This is a genomic window from Planococcus sp. APC 3906 (assembly GCF_030407685.1).
Classification (GTDB): Bacteria; Bacillota; Bacilli; order Bacillales_A; family Planococcaceae; genus Planococcus; species Planococcus koreensis.
The window spans coordinates 40,293-59,883 of the sequence record NZ_JASDCW010000023.1; the positions used below are offsets into that span (position 1 = coordinate 40,293).

A 19,591-nucleotide genomic window follows, 5' to 3' on the forward strand; every position below is an offset into this window, starting at 1 on the left:
ATAGGCGCGTCTTAGTTTAGGAGTTCAAGGATGCGTTCCAGGTCTTCTTCAGAGAAAAATTCGATTTCGATTTTCCCTTTATTTTTTGTTTTTTTGATTTGGACACTCGTCCCGAAGCGGTCTCTCAATTCAGATTGCTTTTCTTCGATGAACAGATCTTTCTTCTTCTCAATTGTTTCACGTGGAACATCTTCGTTCAAACGCTGCACAAGATTTTCCAATTGGCGGACGTTCAAACCTTCCTTCACCACTTTTTCCGCAGTATCCGGAATCAGCTTCTTGGAACGGAGACCGAGCAGTGTGCGGCCATGGCCCATTGTCAGCTTCTTGTCCGAGATCATCTCACGAACTTTTTCCGGCAAAGCCAATAAGCGGACATGGTTGGCGATGTGCGGACGGCTTTTTCCGAGGCGGAACGCAAGCTGTTCCTGCGTCAAGCTCAATGCCTCCATCAGCTTCTGGTAAGCTTCCGCTTCTTCGATCGGCGTCAAATCCTCACGCTGAAGGTTTTCCAGAATAGCAAGTTCCATCATTTGCTGGTCATTCAACTCTTTGATGATCGCTGGAATTTCTTCCAATTTCGCGAGTTTAGCCGCACGGAAACGCCTCTCCCCTACTACCAACTCAAAGTTATTGCCTTTTTTGCGGACCACCACAGGCTGAAGGATGCCGTGTTCTTTGATCGATTCCGACAATTCCTGCAACGCCGTGTCATCAAAAACTTTGCGCGGCTGGTAAGGGTTCGTGCGCAATTGGCCGATGCTCAGCTGGGTAATCTTTTCTGTCTCGCTCAATGATTCGCCCGGGAATAACGCGTTAATCCCTTTTCCTAATCCTTTAGCCATTACGAATCACTTCCCTTGCTAGATCTAAGTAGACTTCTGCGCCCCTGGATTTTGGATCATAAATAATAATCGGTTCGCCGTGGCTCGGTGCTTCGCTCAAACGGATGTTCCGCGGAATGATCGTCCGGTATACTTTATCCTGGAAATATTTTTTCACTTCTTCAATCACCTGCAGCCCCAAATTCGTACGGGCGTCGAGCATTGTCAATAACACACCGTCGATTTCCAAGTCGTGATTTAAATGCTTTTGCACCAAACGCACTGTGCTCAGCAGCTGGCTCAATCCTTCTAATGCATAATACTCGCATTGAACCGGAATCACGATCGCATCAGAAGCTGTCAACGAGTTGATCGTCAATAAGCCCAAAGATGGCGGACAGTCGATAATGATATAATCGTACATTTCTTTGACTTCCTGCAAAGCGGTCTTCAGCCGGACTTCGCGCGACATCGTCGAAACCAGTTCAATTTCCGCTCCTGCCAGTGAAATGGTGGCAGGCACAACATGGAGGTTTTCCACTTTCGTCTCCATGATCGTGTCTTTCACGTCCACATCATCGATGAGCACTTCGTAAATACATTGATCTACATCACCTTTGTTGACACCTACTCCGCTGGTGGCGTTCCCTTGCGGATCAATATCTATTAAAAGGACCTTTTTGCCCAAATAAGCAAGGCAGGCACTCAAATTCACTGAAGATGTCGTTTTTCCTACGCCGCCTTTTTGATTGGCGATCGCAATAATTCTACCCACACTTGCACCAACTTTCTTTCATACTTCTCTCATTTTACTGCGCACTCCGTGTTAATACCATCTATAACACATAAAATAATGATATATCTTTATCTATTGTAGCAAATCCATGTACAAATTATGGTTACATTCACATTAAAAAAGCTCTTTCCGCCTAGGGAAAGAGCTTTTCGTCATTTTTTCTTCGGGATTTTCACCGTAATCTGGTAATATTCATCGTGCTCTTCTTCTTCCGTGGATACATCGATGCCGCTTTTTGACACCATCGTCAACGATTGCTTGATGGTGTTGACGGCAATGCGCACATCACGGCTGAACGCTTTGCGCCTCGGCTTTGCCTTTTTCGGCTCGGTCGACAAGAGCTTCTCCACTTTCAGTTCAAGCTGCTTCACATTCAAGTTCTCTTCCAATGTTTCATCAAAGAGCTTTTTCTGCATGTCAGCATCTTTCACTTTCAGCAGCGCACGCGCATGGCGTTCCATCAGCTTGCGGTCCAGCAAGGCCTGCTGGATGTCCGCCGGCAACTTCAGCAGCCTTAATTTATTAGCGACAGTCGACTGCCCTTTGCCAAGGCGCTGGGCAAGCGCTTCTTGTGTGATGCCGTGGAGTTCCAGCAGGTTTTGATAAGCATTCGCCTCTTCGATCGACGTCAGCTCTTCCCGCTGCAAATTTTCGATCAACGCAATAGAAGCTGTTTCCTTGTCGCTCAAATTGCGGACAATGGCCGGCACTTCGTCCCAGCCAAGCGAAGACATGGCGCGGAAACGCCGCTCCCCTGCGATGATTTCATAATGCGGATCGCCCGTTTCCCCTGTTTCAGCAAGGCGTACGACAATCGGCTGGATGACGCCGTGCATATGGATGGTGCGGGCCAGCTCTTCGATTTTTGCTTCATCAAAGACGGTCCGCGGCTGGAATTTATTGGCGCTAATTTTATCCCGAGGAAGTTTAACAACTTCCTCGGAACTTTCTGCCGCCTCTTGGACTTCCGCTTGTTCATTCACTTGTTCTGTTGGTTCATTTGCTTTATCGCTGCCCCCGAAGAAACGGGAGAAAGGACTTTTCATCCTCAAGCACCACCTTTTAAAAAGCTCACTTGCATAGTATTCGCTATTCCGTGACTCGAACCCTTTATGTCAATGTTCCACGTGAAACAATAACGTTCTCTGGCCTCTGTTGCTTAAGCAATGGGTGATTTGTTCGGCATTCCCGGTTTGCGCGGATATTTCTTCGGTGTTGCTTTGAATTTGCGGAACACTTGGATATAGCGTTCACTTTCTTCAACCGGCAATTTAAACGAATATACGTTCTCGTTTTTGACGCCTAGCTTTTCCAACGCATTTTTTGCGTCTGCCAGTTCATCCGGTGCCGAGGCAGCTTTCATTGCTGCGAATAATCCGCCGTTTTTCACAAGCGGCACGCATAATTCTGCCAGCACCGACAAGCGGGCAACCGCTCGAGCAGTCACCAAATCGTATTTTTCCCGGTGTTCCGACTGGCCAAAATCCTCCGCTCGGGCATGGACAAAGCGCACGCCGGACAAATTCAGCTTGTCGCTCAAATGCGTCAGGAATTGAATCCGTTTATTCAATGAATCGACAATTGTCACTTCAATATGCGGGAAACAAATTTTCAGTGGAATGCTCGGGAATCCGGCACCCGCTCCGACGTCACATAATTTCATCGACTTCGTGAAATCCAAGTAGAAAGCGGCCGTAATCGAATCGTAGAAATGCTTCAAGTAAACAGAAGGCTGATCCGTGATTGCGGTCAAGTTCATCTTTTCGTTCCACTCGACCAATTCTTTGAAATATGTTTGGAATTGAGCCAATTGTCCGTCCGTGAGTTGAATTCCTTTTTCGCTGAGGGCGTCTTTGAATTGTTGTTCGTTCATGCGCTCTTCCCTCCCTCTTCCGTTCTATTTTCTATGTAAAAATGGGCTGGCGCAAACCAGCCCACATTTTATCGGTTTAACTTAACTGGGTATTTTCGCAATTCTTCCTTGTTCAATATACACCAAAAGGATCGAAATGTCAGCAGGGTTCACGCCGGAGATGCGGGAAGCCTGTGCAATCGACAGCGGCCGTACTTCCGTCAGCTTGCCGCGGGCCTCGGTCGCAATCCCGGAAATCGCGTGGTAATCGATGTTTTCCGGAATTTTTTTGTTTTCCATTTTCTTCAGCTTATCCACTTGCTGCAGCGATTTTTCGATGTAGCCTTCGTATTTGATGTGGATTTCGACCTGTTCTTTCACTTCGTCTTCCAGCTCCACTTCGGAAGCAGTCAATTGTGAAATCATATCATAGGTCATTTCCGGGCGTTTCAACAGATCTGCTCCACGGATGCCGTCTTTCAGCTCACTGCCGCCTGCATCCCGTATTGCTTGCTGGGTGGCTTCGGTCGGTTTGATCATGATCGCTCGTAAACGCTTGATTTCTTCTTCAATGCGCTCTTTTTTCGCGATGAAACGCGCGTAGCGTTCCGCTGAGACCATGCCGATGTTGAAACCGAGTTCCGTCAAACGCATATCCGCATTGTCATGACGCAGCAATAAGCGGTATTCCGCACGCGATGTCAATAAACGATACGGTTCGTTCGTGCCTTTTGTCACCAGATCGTCGATCAGGACGCCGATATAAGCGTCTGAACGGCTCAAGATGACTTCTTCTTTGCCCAACACTTTCGCTGCCGCGTTGATGCCGGCCATCAAGCCTTGCCCTGCTGCTTCTTCGTAGCCTGACGTGCCGTTGATCTGCCCTGCCGTGTAAAGATTTTCAAGCTGTTTTGACTCGAGCGTCGGCCATAATTGCGTCGGTACGATGGAATCATATTCAATCGCATAGCCAGCACGCATCATTTCGGCCTTCTCAAGCCCTGGGATCGATTCCAGCAATTGGCGCTGGACGTGTTCAGGCAAACTTGTCGAAAGCCCTTGTACGTAAACCTCGCGCGTATTGCGGCCTTCCGGCTCCAAGAAAATCTGGTGGCGCGGTTTGTCGTTGAAACGCACCACTTTGTCTTCGATGGACGGGCAATAACGCGGTCCCGTCCCTTTGATCATACCGGAATACATCGGCGATAAATGCAGATTGTCATCGATGATCTGATGGGTTTTTTCATTGGTATACGTCAGCCAGCAAGGCAGCTGGTCCATGATGAATTCCGTCGTTTCATAGCTGAATGCACGCGGCACATCATCGCCCGGCTGGATTTCCGTCTTGCTGTAGTCGATCGAATTGCTGTTGACGCGCGGCGGCGTCCCTGTTTTGAAACGGACGGTTTCAAAACCGAGCGCTTCCAGGTTTTCCGCCAGCTTGATCGACGGCTGCTGGTTGTTCGGTCCACTTGAATAACGCAGATCCCCGATGATGATTTCTCCGCGCAGGAACGTCCCGGTCGTAATGACCACGGATTTGGCGCGGTAAATGCCGCCTACCTGTGTGATCAAGCCTTGGACTTTGCCGTCTTCAACGATCAATTCTTCCGCAATGCCCTGGTGGAGCGACAAATTCGGCTCTTCTTCCATCAACCGCTTCATTTCCTGCTGGTAAAGCACTTTATCGGCTTGTGCACGCAAAGCGCGCACTGCCGGCCCTTTTGCGGTATTCAACATTCTCATTTGAATGTGTGTTTTATCGATAACGCGCCCCATGGCTCCGCCAAGTGCGTCAATTTCGCGTACTACGATGCCTTTTGCTGGTCCGCCGATTGACGGGTTGCAAGGCATGAATGCGATCATATCCAGATTCATCGTCAAAACGAGCGTTTTTGCGCCCATCCGTGCTGATGCAAGAGCAGCTTCTGCTCCTGCGTGGCCAGCGCCTACGACGATGACATCGAACGTGCCTGCTTCGTATTGTGGCATGTCCGTTCATTCCCTTCGAGTTTTATTTCCCTAGACAGAACTGCGAGAACAATTGGTTCAATAATCCATCATCTGCGGTATCGCCGATGATTTCCCCCAAAAGTTCCCACGTTCGCGTAACATCAATTTGGATCATGTCCACCGGAACGTCCATTTCGGCCGCCTCAATGGCATCTGAAATGGTTGCGTGCGCTTGGTGGAGCAACGCAATATGGCGTGCATTGGAAACGTACGTCATATCCCCTGATTCGATCGATCCTTCAAAAAACAGTTTTGCAATGGCTTCTTCCAGCTGGTCGATGCCTTCTTCTTCTATTAAAGAAGTGGTGATCAGCTGTTTGTCGCCAGCGAGCTTTTGCACTTCAGCCAAATCGATTTTCTGCGGCAAATCGGTCTTGTTGATGACGACAATATAATCCATGCCTTTCACCGCTTCAAATAACAACACATCTTCGGGCGTCAATGCCTCCGAATAATTGAGTACATAAAGGATGAGATCCGCTTCTTTCAGCACTTTGCGGGAGCGTTCGACGCCGATGCGTTCAACGATGTCCTCGGTTTCCCGGATTCCGGCAGTGTCCACCAAACGCAGCGGCACTCCACGGACATTGACATATTCCTCTATTATATCACGGGTTGTGCCCGCTATTTCTGTGACAATTGCTTTGTTTTCCTGCACAAGGCTATTCAGCAGTGACGATTTTCCAACATTCGGGCGGCCGACAATGACTGTAGAAAGACCTTCTCTCAGAATTTTACCTTGCGACGAGGTCTGGAGCAGCTTGTCGATTTCGGCACGCACCCATTTCGCTTTTTCCAGCATAATTGGGCGCGTCATTTCTTCCACGTCATCGTATTCCGGATAATCGATGTTCACTTCCATTTGAGCGATCGATTCCAGCAGCGCCTGGCGCAAGGTGCCAATCAGTTTCGACAAGCGCCCTTCCATCTGGTTGAGCGCCACGTCCATTGCCCGGTCCGTTTTGGCACGAATCAAATCCATCACCGCTTCCGCTTGCGACAAATCGATGCGCCCGTTGAGGAATGCACGCTTCGTGAATTCCCCTGGCTCCGCCAAGCGCGCGCCTGCCCGCAAAACGAGTGACAGCACGCGATTGACTGAAACAATGCCGCCGTGGCAATTGATTTCGATGACATCTTCGCGAGTAAACGTTTTTGGGCCTTTCATGAACGATACCATGACTTCTTCCACGATTTCCTCTGTCCACGGATCGCCCAGATGGCCATAATGGATCGTATGGGTGGCTTGTGAAGCCAAACTTTTGCCGCTTGGCGCCCGGAATATGCGATCCGCAATTCCAATCGCTTCCGGTCCGCTCAATCGAACGATTGCTATGGCCCCTTCACCGCTTGGCGTAGAGATCGCGGCTATTGTATCGAATTCCATGTAATTGTATCCTCCTTAGTATCGAAAAAAAACGCAAACAGCATTTGCAACACAGCAAAGCCCTAACATGCACAAACTGAAAATTATCCCCAAGGGTTCTCTAGCCCGGGATTTATTGCCGCTTATCAAAAGTTGTCCACATGTGGACAACCGATAATTGCCCGTGACTTTCTAACATATTACATTAGCATAAATGGCCTTATTCCGAAAGGCTGAGCGCTTCGTTTCTTTTCTTTTCACCCTTTTTCTGTCACATCAAAAGAGCCGCCAGGAAATTCCCGGCGGCTCTTTTGCTATTCCTTATCTTAGAGGTTCAATGACCAGATAGCGGTTCGGTTCTTTTCCTTCTGAATACGTATCGATATCAAGCCGCCTTGACAGCGCCTGGTGAATCACTTTCCGTTCATAGGAAGGCATCGGCTCAAATTGGACGCGGCCGCCTGTGCGGATCGCTTTATCAGCCATCCGATCAGCCAGCTGCTCCAATGTTTCCTGGCGCCGCTCCCGGTAATTCTCAGCATCAAGCTCAACGATCATGAATTGGTCCGAATGCTTATTGGCGACAAGCTGTGCTAATTGCTGAAGGGAATTCAGCGTATTGCCGCGCTTTCCAATCAACATCGCCACTTTTTCACTTTCCAGATAGAAATTGACTTGCTTGCCTTTTCGCTTATGCGTGATTTTCAGGTCTTCGATGTTCATGCCTTTTGAAATCGATTGGATGTACGCTTTGGTTTCTTCAATCGCCCGCTCGTTCAACTCGCCGGTCGCTTCTTCCACCAATTCCTCTAAAATTTCTTTCGGTTCACTGAAAACAACCTCAGCTGCTGCCTCTTCTTCCTCCATTGCTGGAGGATTTTCAGCAGGCACCGATTCGTTTACAGTCACTTGAACTTCAGCTTGCTTTGATCCGAAGCCTAAAAATCCCTTTTTTTCGGTTTGAATTACATGAACTGTGACTTCTTCACGAGTTACTTGGAGTTTTTCCAATGCTGCAGATATCGCGTTTTCAACAGTAAGACCCGTTTGCGTAATCTGTTTCACTTTTTAGCCCCTCCTGCTTTCGTTTTAACAGGCTGTTTCGTTTGTTTCACTTGTTTCGTCTGCTTTTTGCCTGCAGGTTGCTTTTCAAGCTCAACAGCCGCCGAAGCAACTTTCTTTTTCTTTTCCCACGGACGATAAATGACCAAGTTCTGAATAAGGGAAATAATATTCCCGATTACCCAATACAATGTCAATGCAGATGGCAAGATGATACCAAATCCAATAATCATGATCGGCATGAAATACATCATGATTTTCATCTGCGGATTGTCCATCGCCGGCCCCGTCAACAGAACCACAAACTGCATCAATCCGGCAATGATTGCCAAAATGATACTTGGTTCAGCGAGCGGGAAAATCAAGAACGAGCCCAAATCGATTGTCGGCGTATTGTTCATCCGGCTGATCGCGTGGTAGAAGCCGATCAATACCGGCATCTGGACCAACACCGGCAAGCAGCCAGCCATTGGATTGACGCCGCGCTCTGAAAACATCGCCATCATTTCCTGCTGGTATTTCTGCTGCGTTACCGCATCTTTCGATTTGTACTTTTCTTTTAGTTTCGCCAACTCCGGCTGAAGTTCCTGCATGCGCTTCGAGCTGCGCGTCTGTTTGACCATCAGCGGCAATAAAGCCACCCGGATGATGATGGTTACAGCAATAATTCCCAATCCGTACGTTCCAAGCAGATCTTTAAAATACGTTATCGCTGAAACCAGCGGCCAAACGATAAACTTGTTCCAAAATCCTTCGCTGTCGGCACTGATCGGCTGTTCGAACTCAGTACAACCGGCTAGCAGCAATGAAACCGCTATCAGTGAAATAAGCAGTACGATGCGTTTATTCAAGCTTGTTCCCCCAAACTACTTTTCAGTTGCTTCTATAATAACATTCCATTTGCGGTGTTTTCTAGTTCTTTGGCAAAGCGCGCGCGATTTTCAGCACATGCTCCAGGCTCTTTTTGCTTTCATGATAATCCAAATCGGCCGATTGTGGCCGCGCGATGATGACATAATCAGCGTTCTGCATCAAAAGGGTTTGATTTTCAAGAAATGCCTGCCGTATAAAACGCTTGATGCGGTTCCGCGTAACTGCGTTCCCCACTTTTTTGCTGACGGACAATCCCAGGCGAAACTCCGGCTGATCGTTTTTCAATACATAGACGATAAACTGGCGATTTGCGAAAGATTTCCCTTTTTTGAAAATCCGCTGAAATTCTTTATTCTTCTTGATCCGTTGGTGCTTATTCATTTTTTCACCTGCTTATTGTGGTTCATTTCTGCTGAAAAATCGGCAGAAAAGAAAAAAAAGACCACTGATGCGGTCAGTGGACTTAAGCTGATAGTACTTTTCTTCCTTTACGACGGCGTGCTGCGATTACTCTACGTCCGTTTTTTGTGCTCATACGTGCTCTGAAGCCGTGTACTTTGCTGTGTTTACGTTTATTTGGTTGGTATGTGCGTAATGTCATTGGTGACACCTCCTGAATATAAGTTAACTATTTCTCAAAGACAGTCTTGACTATTATATAGTCGCTGTGCATCAAATGTCAATGTCTTATTGAAAAAGAAGCCATTGTCCAATTCCTGACTAAGGAAATGAAATAGTTTTACTCCCTCCCTAATAACTCCAGGATCTACTCTCTTATAAAAGTGGAAGCAAAAAAGAAACCTTATAACAACGCTTCGGCCGCTTTAGGCTGAGCAAAGACGATTGTTTCTGTTTCTGTCTCTGCATCGCTGCGCTAGCTTCGAAGCAAAGGAAATAATCCTAATTCCATTTAGCCATTTCCTTGCCCAGCCCTTGGGCGCGCCTTCACTGGATAAGCATTTAACAAAAGAACTATGACACAATTATTTCCTTCATAAATCAGCAGTTAGTATAGAGAGTGCATCTTTCATTTTCTTTGATAAAAAGTGATCATCTGCTAAGAACTAACTTTGAATGAAGCGCAAGGCGGCGACTCCTGCGGGATAAGTGGGTCAATGGAGACCCCGCAAGCATGCGAAGCGGGCTGAGGAGGCTCCATGCCCACCCCGCGGAAAGCGTCCGCCTGAAGCGAAATGAAAAACGACTCCGAAAGTTTCCTTCTTCCCTCTTTCTCTCACCATAAAGTTATCCACATACCCTCCAGAAAAATTATATTTCCCTGTGCGCCGTTTTTTTGGTAAACTATTTTATCCACACCCCTTATCTACAACTTCCTCACATACAAACCCCCTGTGGATAGAATTTTTGTGTGTAATAATTGTAATGTGGATAACTTAATTAATCGCTTGTAATGTCTCAATTATTTTGATAACATTAACTTGTTTTCACTTGTTGATAATTTTTCGTCCAAAAAACTTATCCACAAACTGTGGGTAAGGTGTGGACAGTTAATAAACGGTCTGTTTGCAAGTGTTATCCACAGGCTGTGATTTTGTGTATGGTATACTAAAAAAATATTTACATATAAAGGAGAAACGCTATTGGAACACTTAGACGAAATATGGTCAAGTGTCTTAGCCCAAGTTGAAACAAAAATCTCCAAACCCAGTTTTGAAACGTGGTTAAAGTCAACCAAACTTTTGTCTTATCAGAGCGATACAGTCACAATATCAGCGCCAAATTCGTTTGCACGTGATTGGTTGGAAAACCATTACGTGCATTTAATTACTGGAATCCTTTCAGATTTGACGGGCGATGATCTGCTGATAAAGTTTGTTGTGCCCAAAAATCAGGATATGGATGATTTTCAACTACCAGCCCCACGTGTAAAGCCTGGCCAGAATGAGCTGCAGGAATTTCTTCCTGGGATGTTGAACCCGAAATATACATTCGATACGTTTGTAATCGGGTCCGGCAACCGTTTTGCCCATGCTGCCTCGCTAGCGGTCGCCGAAGCGCCAGCTAAAGCGTATAATCCGTTGTTTATCTACGGTGGAGTTGGACTTGGCAAGACACATTTAATGCACGCAATCGGACATTATGTCCTTGAACACAACCCGAACGCCAAGGTGGTTTATTTGTCTTCGGAAAAATTCACCAATGAGTTCATCAACTCGATCCGCGACAACCAAACCGTCGATTTCCGCAATAAATACCGCAGCGTCGACATTTTATTGATTGATGATATTCAGTTTTTGGCTGGAAAAGAGCAGACGCAAGAAGAATTCTTCCATACATTCAATACGCTGCACGAAGAATCCAAACAGATTATCATCTCCAGCGACCGGCCGCCAAAAGAGATTCCAACGCTGGAAGATCGCTTGAGATCACGCTTTGAATGGGGCCTTATCACCGATATCACGCCGCCGGACCTTGAAACGCGCATTGCGATTCTGCGCAAAAAAGCGAAAGCGGACGGCCTGGATATTCCGAATGACGTCATGACGTATATCGCCAATTCAATCGATTCGAATATTCGTGAACTTGAAGGGGCTCTGATCCGGGTGGTGGCATATTCTTCGCTGATCAACCGTGATATGAGCGCTGAACTGGCCGCTGAAGCCTTAAAAGACATCATGCCGAACTCAAAACCGAAAGTGATCACGATTTTAGACATTCAGCATGCTGTAGGCGATCAATATAATGTGAAATTAGAAGATTTCAAGACCAAGCGCCGGACAAAGGACATTGCCTATCCGCGCCAAGTTGCGATGTATTTATCCCGGGAAATGACGGATTTTTCGCTGCCTAAAATTGGGGAAGAATTCGGAGGGCGGGACCATACGACGGTCATCCATGCCCACGAGAAGATTTCGAGGATGCTGAAAGACAACCAGCAGCTCCAGCAAGAAGTCAAAGATATTCGGAGTACGCTCGGCAAAGGGTGAAATAGCTTGTGGATAACCCACAAAATGCCCAACGGGTTTGTACACAGCCTATCTACATGTGGATAACCTGCTGTGATTCGGAATTTTGGGCTTATCCACATATTCACAGGCCCTACTACTATTATTACTTTAAAAGCATTAAATAAAATATATATATAAGCGAGGTTCGAGAATGAAATTCGAGATAATGCGTGAACGGTTAGTCGAAGGTTTAAACGATGTAATGAAAGCAGTCAGTTCAAAAACAACGATTCCAATTTTGACTGGTATTAAAATGGACGTTTCTTCTGAAGGAATGAGATTGACAGGAAGTGATTCAGATATCACAATCCAGACATTCATCCCGGCTGAAGAAGATGGAGAACAGATCATCCGCGTATCCCAAGGAGGAAGCATTGTCCTTCAGGCAAAAGTATTCGGGGAAATTATCCGCAAATTGCCGACAAACGATGTTGAAATCGAAATTACGGGGAACTTCCAGACGCATATTCGTTCAGGGAAATCGGAATTCCATTTAATTGGACTGGATGCGATGGATTATCCACAGCTTCCTGAAATCCAGGATGACCGTTTATTCTCAATCCCGGCAGATCTTTTGAAAACAATCAACCGCGAAACGATCTTTGCAGTATCAAGTTCTGAAACTCGACCTGTTTTGACTGGCGTTCATTGGGAAGTGAAAGACGGGGAATTGGTTTGTGTCGCAACTGACAGCCACCGTTTGGCGCGCCGTAAGACGAAATTGGAAACTTTGCCGGAAGATGAATACAGCGTAGTTATCCCAGGCAAGAGCTTGAACGAACTGAACAAAATTTTGGATGACAATTCCGATCCGGTTGAAATCGTCATGACCAACCAGCAGGTTTTGTTCAAAACAAAGCACATCCTATTTTTCTCCCGTTTGCTGGAAGGCAATTATCCGGATACATCCCGCTTGATTCCTGCTGAATACAAAACGGAAGTGACAGTCAATGGACGTTCTTTGCTGCAGGCTATTGACCGTGCGTCATTATTGGCACGTGAAGAACGCAATAATGTGGTGCGTTTCTCGACAAATTCAGGCAATGAAATCGAAGTTTCTTCTAATTCACCGGAAGTCGGGAAAGTTGAAGAGCAGCTTCAAGCACAAAGCATTGAAGGCGAAGATTTGAAAATTTCGTTCAGCGCGAAATTCATGATGGACGCTCTTAAAGCAATTGATGGCCAAGACGTGCTGATTCAATTCACAGGACCTATGCGCCCATTCATTTTGAAGTCGGCTTTGGACGATTCGATTTTACAGTTGATTCTTCCTGTCCGAACGTATTAAAAAACAAAAAGACCCTCGAGGATAGCCTATACGGCTATCCTTTTTACTTTTTACCCTAAATAGGGTAAAATAGAGGGATAGACTACGAAGCGAAGGATGAGTGCATTTTGAAAGAAATCGGTATTGAGACAGAATTTATTACACTTGGCCAATTACTTAAGATGACTGACACGATCAGTTCAGGAGGAATGGCGAAATGGTTCCTAAGCGAACATGAAGTTTTCGTCAATGGCGAAGCTGAAAATCGCAGAGGCAAAAAACTCCGTCCGGAAGATACCGTATCGATCCCAGAAGTCGGGGAGTTTCGTATTGTGGTAGCTGAAGGCTTGAGCTTCGATGTGGATTGAGCATCTCGAGCTTTCGAATTATCGGAACTACGAAAAGCTTGAACTGACATTTTCGCCGGGCATCAATGTTTTTATAGGAGAGAATGCACAAGGGAAGACCAATATCATGGAATCTCTGTATGTATTGTCAATGGCAAAATCACATCGGACGGCTAATGATAAAGAATTGATACGCTGGGAATCTGAATATGGTAAAATAAAGGGTGATGTGCACCGTAAATACGGTAAATTGCCTCTTGAAATCATCTTGTCGAAAAAAGGCAAAAAAGCGAAAGTCAACCATCTTGAACAACGGCGTCTTAGCGATTATATCGGGCAATTGAATGTGGTCATGTTTGCGCCCGAAGATCTTCATCTCGTAAAAGGCAGTCCGCAAGTGCGCAGGCGCTTTATCGATATGGAAATCGGCCAGATTTCTCCGGTTTATTTGCATGATTTATTGATGTACCAAAAACTTTTAAAACAGCGCAATCATATACTTAAGCAGCATTACGGAAAACAGACAATCAATGATGTCATGTTCGACGTTTATACAGAACAGTTTATCGAAGCAGCGGTGAAAATCATCCGCAAACGCTACCAGTTTATGGAGCTGTTGCAAAAATGGGCTGAACCGATCCATTCCGGGATTTCCCGGGGGCTGGAACAACTTCAAATCCGCTATCAGCCGATCAGTGGACTAAAGCCTGAGTGGACGCCCGAAGAAATGGCGTCTTTTTTAGAGCAAAAACTTATAGAGTCAAGGAAACGGGAAATTGAGCGGGGAGTGACGCTTATTGGCCCACACCGCGATGATCTTCAATTTTTCGTCAATGGCTACGATATTCAGACTTACGGTTCTCAAGGCCAGCAGCGAACAACGGCTTTATCGCTGAAACTGGCTGAGATCGAATTGATCAAACAGGAAGTCGGAGAAGCACCTGTGCTGTTGCTGGATGATGTGCTATCGGAATTGGATGATTACAGGCAATCGCATTTATTGAATACGATTCATGGCTCGGTCCAGACGTTTGTCACTACGACCAGCGTGGAAGGGATACAGCACGAAACCATTCAAAATGCGCGCCTTTTTGAAGTTGTGAAAGGCGAAGTCAAGGAGTGATTTCCCATTTATGTCTCAATAAGCACCGAGCAGACCATTCAGGCCAGCGGGATTATCGCCGTCATTTCAACCCCAAATTATGCGCCGTCCGCTTTTACGCGGCTGCTCGTACCGATAGATAAAGTGAAATCATTCGTAATCACGGATGATTTCATTTATGGATCGCCCTTAAAGGCGCAGGCCATTATTAAACAACTCATGGACATTGGGCCATTAGCAAAAAAAGTGCAAAAAAGAATGCAGTAAGGAAGAGCAGGTGAACGGGAATGGCAATGGAAGAAAAAAATCTTCAACCATCTTATGAAGCTAGTCAAATCCAAGTTCTTGAAGGCTTGGAAGCTGTCCGCAAAAGACCCGGAATGTATATTGGTTCTACAAGTGCGAAAGGGCTTCACCACTTGGTTTGGGAAATTGTTGATAACAGCATCGATGAGGCGCTTGCAGGCTATTGTGATGAAATCCAAGTCACGATCGAATCCGACAATTGGATTCGCGTCGTTGATAACGGACGCGGAATTCCAGTCGGCATGCAGGAAAAAATGGGGCGCCCAGCTGTCGAAGTCATTATGACTGTACTCCACGCCGGCGGTAAATTCGGCGGCGGAGGCTATAAAGTTTCCGGCGGTTTGCACGGCGTTGGCGCATCAGTGGTCAATGCTTTGTCCGAAGTTACAGAAGTTTATGTGAACCGGGACGGCAAACGCCATTACATTAAATTTGAACGCGGAGCGGTGACTGAAGAATTGCACGTCATCGGCGACGCTGAAAATACAGGCACGACGATCCGTTTTAAAGCGGATTCCGATATCTTCAAGGAAACGACGGTTTATGAATTTGATATCCTGGACCATCGTCTGCGCGAACTTGCGTACTTGAACCGCGGGTTGAGAATTGTGGCCAGTGATGAACGCGAAGGCGAAGAAAAAGAGAAAATCTACCACTTCGAAGGCGGCATCAAATCTTACGTCGAACATCTCAATAAATCCAAAGATCCTCTTTACGAGGAAGCGATTTTTGTCGAGTCTGAAAAAGATGGCATTACTGTCGAGGTCGCAATGCAATACAATGCGGGCTATGCAGCCAATATTTTCTCATTTGCCAATAATATCAATACACATGAAGGCGGGACGCATGAATCCGGCTTTAAAACGGCCTTGACGCGCGTCATCAATGATTACGCACGCAAAAACGGCATGTTGAAAGAACAAGATCCGAACCTGACAGGCGACGACGTTAGGGAAGGGTTGACTGCGATTATTTCCGTCAAGCATCCGGATCCGCAGTTTGAAGGCCAAACCAAGACGAAACTCGGCAACACCGAAGTAAGCCCTATCGTCAATAATTTATTCTCAGCAGGTTTTGAACGTTTCCTTTTGGAAAATCCATCCATTTCACGCAAGATTGTTGAAAAAGGGATCATGGCTTCCCACGCCCGAATGGCTGCCAAAAAAGCCCGTGAATTCACACGCCGCAAGTCGGTTCTCGAAGTATCGAGCCTGCCCGGCAAATTGGCGGATTGTTCTTCACGCGATCCGAAAGTCAGTGAAATTTACATTGTTGAGGGTGATTCTGCCGGAGGTTCGGCCAAATCGGGCCGTGACCGCCATTTCCAGGCAATTTTGCCGCTGCGCGGTAAAATCCTGAACGTTGAAAAAGCGCGTCTCGACAAAATCTTGTCGAATGCGGAGATCCGCAACATCATTACGGCGCTTGGCACAGGAATCGGAGAAGAGTTCAACTTGGAAAAAGCGCGCTACCACAAAGTCGTCATCATGACCGATGCTGACGTCGACGGCGCCCATATCCGCACATTGCTGCTGACATTCTTTTTCCGTTACATGCGCCCATTGATTGAAGCAGGCTATATCTACATTGCCCAGCCGCCATTGTTCCAGATCAAGCAAGGCAAGCATGTGGATTATGTATACACCGATGCACAGCTGAAAGAAGCGCTTGGCAAACTGCCGAGTACGCCTAAACCGAATATCCAGCGCTATAAAGGGCTCGGCGAGATGAACGCTACACAATTATGGGATACCACAATGGACCCGGATGTACGGACATTGCTGCAAGTTACGCTGAACGACGCCATGACCGCGGATGAAACTTTCCACATCCTGATGGGTGACGACGTGGAACCGCGCCGGAACTTCATTGAGGAAAACGCACGTTACGTTAAAAACTTGGATATTTAATTTGGATCGAGTAGTTGAGAGGAGGCTGCGGTTATGGCTGAACGGCCAAGCAGTGGTGTTGAAGAAATAAATATAAGCACGGAGATGCGTACATCCTTTTTGGATTATGCAATGAGTGTTATCGTTTCCCGTGCCTTGCCGGATGTACGCGATGGGCTGAAGCCTGTTCATCGCCGCATCCTTTATGCGATGCATGATTTAGGAATCACTTCAGATAAAGCCTATAAAAAATCAGCGCGTATCGTCGGGGATGTAATTGGTAAATACCATCCACACGGTGACAGCGCGGTTTACGAAACGATGGTCCGGATGGCACAGGATTTCAGCTACCGTTATATGCTCGTTGACGGTCACGGCAACTTCGGTTCGGTTGATGGCGATGCAGCAGCTGCAATGCGTTACACCGAATCCAGAATGTCGAAAATCGCCATGGAAATGCTGCGCGATCTGAACAAAAACACGATTGATTACAAAGAAAACTATGACGGCCAGGAAAAAGAACCGATTGTCTTGCCTAGCCGATTCCCGAACTTGCTGGTTAACGGTACGTCAGGGATTGCAGTAGGAATGGCAACGAACATTCCACCCCATCATTTGGGCGAAACGATTGACGCAGTTTTAGCATTGGCTGAAAACTCGGCGATTAGCACAGAAGAATTGATGGAATTCCTGCCAGGCCCTGATTTCCCGACAGGCGGGATTATCCTTGGGCGGAGCGGCATCCGCCGCGCTTATGAAACTGGTAAAGGGTCTGTTCTGATCCGTTCTGTTGTTGAAATCGAAACAAAACCGAATGGCAAAGAAGTCATTCTGGTGCACGAACTTCCTTATCAGGTCAATAAAGCCCGTTTGATTGAAAAAATTGCGGAGCTTGTGCGCGACAAGAAAATTGACGGCATCACCGATCTTCGCGATGAATCCGACCGCAACGGCATGCGGATTGTCATCGAAGTCCGCCGCGATGCAAGTGCCAGCGTATTATTGAATAACCTCTATAAACAAACGGCGATGCAGACAAGCTTCGGCATCAATATGCTTGCATTGGTCGACGGCCATCCAAAAGTTCTTGGATTGAAAGAAGTTCTCTACCATTACTTAGAACACCAAAAAGTGGTGATTCGCCGCCGTACGCAATTCGATTTGACGAAAGCGGAAGACCGGGCACACATTTTGGAAGGCCTGCGTATTGCGCTTGACCATATCGATGCGATCATCGCATTGATCCGTGGTTCCCAGACGGCGGAAGAAGCCCGCAACGGCTTGATGAACGATTTCAATTTATCGGAACGCCAGTCCCAAGCTATTTTGGATATGCGTCTGCAGCGTTTGACTGGCCTGGAGCGAGACAAAATCGAAGAAGAATATCAAGCGCTTATTAAGCTGATTGATGAGCTTCGTGAGATTTTGGCGAATGAATACCGCATCCTTGAAATCATCCGTGAAGAATTGACTGAAGTGAAAGAACGTTTCAGCGATGACCGCAGAACAGAAATTACGACAGGCGGCGCTGAAATGTTCGAAGATGAAGACTTGATTCCGAGAGAGGCGTCTGTTATTACATTGACGCATAATGGCTACGTTAAACGCCTGCCAGCGAATACGTACCGCAGCCAGAAACGCGGAGGGCGCGGCGTACAAGGAATGGGTACGAACGACGATGATTTCGTTGAACACCTTCTATATACGTCAACGCATGATACAATCCTGTTCTTTACGAGCAAAGGGAAAGTGTATCGCAAGAAAGGCTATCAGATTCCTGAATATGGACGGACTGCGAAAGGCTTGCCTTTAGTCAATTTGCTGGAAATCAGCAAAGACGAGAAAGTGACAGCGGTAATCCGTGTCGAAGAATTCAAGGACGATGATTTCTTCTTCTTTACAACACGCGATGGCGTCAGCAAGCGGACACCGGTTTCTAATTATGCCAATATCCGCCAGAACGGCTTGATAGCGATCAGCCTGCGTGAAGAAGATGAATTGATTTCCGTGAAGCTGACGGACGGCAACCAGGAGATGGTGATCGGAACGCGTGATGGCGCATTGATCCGTTTCCCGGAAACGGACATCCGCAGCATGGGCCGGACAGCAAGCGGCGTGCGAGGCATCCGTCTGCGTGAAGGCGACAGTGTCGTCGGCATGGAAATCCTTGAGCCGGGAGACAATATTCTTGTTATCACTGAAAAGGGTTATGGCAAGCAGACGAAAGAATCCGAGTACCGCGTGCAGTCAAGGGGCGGTATGGGGATCCGGACGTGCCAGATCACTGACAAGAACGGACCGCTTGTCGCGGTGCGAACAGTTAATGGAACTGAAGACATCATGCTGATCACGATCAAAGGCATCCTGATCCGCATGGACGTCAATGATATTTCTACGACTGGAAGAAGCACGCAAGGCGTCCGCTTGATCCGTCTGTCAGAAGATGAGACGGTGGCAACCGTGGCCCGCGTGAAGAAAGATATCGAAATTCCGGAAGACGCTGAAGAAATGGAAGCGGAGATGGATGAAGCACTTATTGAAGAAAGTGCTGGAGCAGACGTCTACGCAGAAGATGAAGCAGTGGCTAATGAAACAATCGATGATGTAGAAGAAACAACAGAAGACGACGAGTAATCTTCAAGCCCGCTGAGCGATCAGCGGGTTTTTATTTTGCCGAAATTCTGGCGCGTTTTTTGGAGTTCAAGCTGACGCGAAATTCTGAAAAGTTTCCTTAGCGAAAAAGAATTTACTGAATGAAGATTTTTTCTCAGAAAGTGTTGACGCGATTGAATGAGCGTGGTATATTTATCAAGTCGCCAATGAGCGCGGCACAAAAACATGAACCTTGAAAACTGAACAGCAAAACGTCAACAACACGCAACGGCCGCGCAAAACGGCCCGCGCAAAAATTACTGATCAGCTTCG

At 46.9% G+C, this 19,591-nt stretch carries 16 protein-coding genes; 6 read left to right on the forward strand and 10 right to left on the reverse strand.

The genetic code is table 11. The features are described from left to right. Window positions 1-11 precede the first annotated feature (11 nt). The 10 genes from QMA09_RS13045 to rpmH all read right to left on the reverse strand — a co-directional run bounded on the left by QMA09_RS13045 (window position 12) and on the right by rpmH (window position 9,387). Window positions 12-845, reverse strand: coding sequence for a ParB/RepB/Spo0J family partition protein (locus QMA09_RS13045; RefSeq protein ID WP_290213418.1), 834 nt, complete (start codon window positions 843-845; stop codon window positions 12-14). Continuing rightward, window positions 838-1,599, reverse strand: coding sequence for a ParA family protein (locus QMA09_RS13050; protein ID WP_135500506.1), 762 nt, complete (start codon window positions 1,597-1,599; stop codon window positions 838-840). Before QMA09_RS13050 ends, QMA09_RS13045 begins: the two co-directional genes overlap by 8 nt. Window positions 1,600-1,772: 173 nt before the next feature. Beyond that, complete coding sequence (gene noc, locus QMA09_RS13055) at window positions 1,773-2,666, reverse strand: nucleoid occlusion protein (RefSeq protein ID WP_290213419.1); 894 nt, start codon at window positions 2,664-2,666, stop codon at window positions 1,773-1,775. A gap of 113 nt (window positions 2,667-2,779) precedes the next feature. Further along, window positions 2,780-3,493, reverse strand: a complete 714-nt coding sequence (gene rsmG / locus QMA09_RS13060) for a 16S rRNA (guanine(527)-N(7))-methyltransferase RsmG (protein ID WP_290213420.1) — start codon at window positions 3,491-3,493, stop codon at window positions 2,780-2,782. An 81-nt stretch (window positions 3,494-3,574) separates the two neighbouring features. After that, window positions 3,575-5,464 (reverse strand): tRNA uridine-5-carboxymethylaminomethyl(34) synthesis enzyme MnmG, encoded by a 1,890-nt coding sequence (gene mnmG, locus QMA09_RS13065; protein ID WP_135500503.1) that lies wholly within the window; start codon window positions 5,462-5,464, stop codon window positions 3,575-3,577. 22 nt (window positions 5,465-5,486) lie between these two features. Continuing rightward, window positions 5,487-6,872 carry a tRNA uridine-5-carboxymethylaminomethyl(34) synthesis GTPase MnmE gene (gene mnmE, locus QMA09_RS13070; protein WP_290213421.1) on the reverse strand — a complete coding sequence of 462 codons (1,386 nt, stop codon included), beginning with the start codon at window positions 6,870-6,872 and terminating at the stop codon, window positions 5,487-5,489. A 300-nt stretch (window positions 6,873-7,172) separates the two neighbouring features. After that, on the reverse strand, window positions 7,173-7,916 hold the full coding sequence (jag, locus tag QMA09_RS13075; protein WP_290213422.1) for an RNA-binding cell elongation regulator Jag/EloR: 744 nt from the start codon (window positions 7,914-7,916) through the stop codon (window positions 7,173-7,175). After that, a complete protein-coding gene (gene yidC, locus QMA09_RS13080) occupies window positions 7,913-8,764 on the reverse strand; it encodes a membrane protein insertase YidC (protein ID WP_290213423.1) in 852 nt (283 codons plus the stop codon). The genes jag and yidC overlap by 4 nt, the downstream gene beginning before the upstream one ends. Before the next feature lie 61 nt (window positions 8,765-8,825). Then, window positions 8,826-9,167 (reverse strand): ribonuclease P protein component, encoded by a 342-nt coding sequence (gene rnpA, locus QMA09_RS13085; protein ID WP_290213424.1) that lies wholly within the window; start codon window positions 9,165-9,167, stop codon window positions 8,826-8,828. A gap of 82 nt (window positions 9,168-9,249) precedes the next feature. Continuing rightward, window positions 9,250-9,387 (reverse strand): 50S ribosomal protein L34, encoded by a 138-nt coding sequence (gene rpmH / locus QMA09_RS13090; protein ID WP_033544046.1) that lies wholly within the window; start codon window positions 9,385-9,387, stop codon window positions 9,250-9,252. Between the two features lie 1,000 nt (window positions 9,388-10,387). Here rpmH and dnaA point away from each other — a divergent pair. The 6 genes from dnaA (at window position 10,388) to gyrA (ending at window position 19,300) form a co-directional block, all read left to right on the forward strand. After that, window positions 10,388-11,734: a chromosomal replication initiator protein DnaA gene (gene dnaA / locus QMA09_RS13095; protein WP_183736484.1), complete on the forward strand. Its 1,347-nt coding sequence runs from the start codon at window positions 10,388-10,390 to the stop codon at window positions 11,732-11,734. 172 nt (window positions 11,735-11,906) lie between these two features. Next, entirely contained in the window at window positions 11,907-13,043 is a 1,137-nt protein-coding gene (gene dnaN / locus QMA09_RS13100) for a DNA polymerase III subunit beta (protein WP_135500497.1), read from the forward strand. Between the two features lie 107 nt (window positions 13,044-13,150). Beyond that, window positions 13,151-13,390, forward strand: coding sequence for a S4 domain-containing protein YaaA (yaaA, locus tag QMA09_RS13105; RefSeq protein ID WP_135500496.1), 240 nt, complete (start codon window positions 13,151-13,153; stop codon window positions 13,388-13,390). Continuing rightward, window positions 13,380-14,492 (forward strand): DNA replication/repair protein RecF, encoded by a 1,113-nt coding sequence (gene recF, locus QMA09_RS13110; RefSeq protein ID WP_290213425.1) that lies wholly within the window; start codon window positions 13,380-13,382, stop codon window positions 14,490-14,492. Before yaaA ends, recF begins: the two co-directional genes overlap by 11 nt. Window positions 14,493-14,758: 266 nt before the next feature. Beyond that, window positions 14,759-16,687 carry a DNA topoisomerase (ATP-hydrolyzing) subunit B gene (gyrB, locus tag QMA09_RS13115; protein ID WP_135500494.1) on the forward strand — a complete coding sequence of 643 codons (1,929 nt, stop codon included), beginning with the start codon at window positions 14,759-14,761 and terminating at the stop codon, window positions 16,685-16,687. Between the two features lie 33 nt (window positions 16,688-16,720). Next, window positions 16,721-19,300 (forward strand): DNA gyrase subunit A, encoded by a 2,580-nt coding sequence (gyrA, locus tag QMA09_RS13120; protein ID WP_290213426.1) that lies wholly within the window; start codon window positions 16,721-16,723, stop codon window positions 19,298-19,300. The last annotated feature ends 291 nt before the right edge of the window (window positions 19,301-19,591 follow it).

Bases quoted from the DNA above. Each gene is read 5' to 3' on its own strand.
- mnmE (WP_290213421.1), bottom strand. From the start codon at position 6,872: ATGGAATTCGATACAATAGCCGCGATCTCTACGCCAAGCGGTGAAGGG.
- recF (WP_290213425.1), top strand. From the start codon at position 13,380: ATGTGGATTGAGCATCTCGAGCTTTCGAATTATCGGAACTACGAAAAG.
- rpmH (WP_033544046.1), bottom strand. From the start codon at position 9,387: ATGACATTACGCACATACCAACCAAATAAACGTAAACACAGCAAAGTA.
- mnmG (WP_135500503.1), bottom strand. From the start codon at position 5,464: ATGCCACAATACGAAGCAGGCACGTTCGATGTCATCGTCGTAGGCGCT.
- gyrA (WP_290213426.1), top strand. From the start codon at position 16,721: ATGGCTGAACGGCCAAGCAGTGGTGTTGAAGAAATAAATATAAGCACG.
- gyrB (WP_135500494.1), top strand. From the start codon at position 14,759: ATGGCAATGGAAGAAAAAAATCTTCAACCATCTTATGAAGCTAGTCAA.
- rnpA (WP_290213424.1), bottom strand. From the start codon at position 9,167: ATGAATAAGCACCAACGGATCAAGAAGAATAAAGAATTTCAGCGGATT.
- noc (WP_290213419.1), bottom strand. From the start codon at position 2,666: ATGAAAAGTCCTTTCTCCCGTTTCTTCGGGGGCAGCGATAAAGCAAAT.
- dnaN (WP_135500497.1), top strand. From the start codon at position 11,907: ATGAAATTCGAGATAATGCGTGAACGGTTAGTCGAAGGTTTAAACGAT.
- rsmG (WP_290213420.1), bottom strand. From the start codon at position 3,493: ATGAACGAACAACAATTCAAAGACGCCCTCAGCGAAAAAGGAATTCAA.
- QMA09_RS13045 (WP_290213418.1), bottom strand. From the start codon at position 845: ATGGCTAAAGGATTAGGAAAAGGGATTAACGCGTTATTCCCGGGCGAA.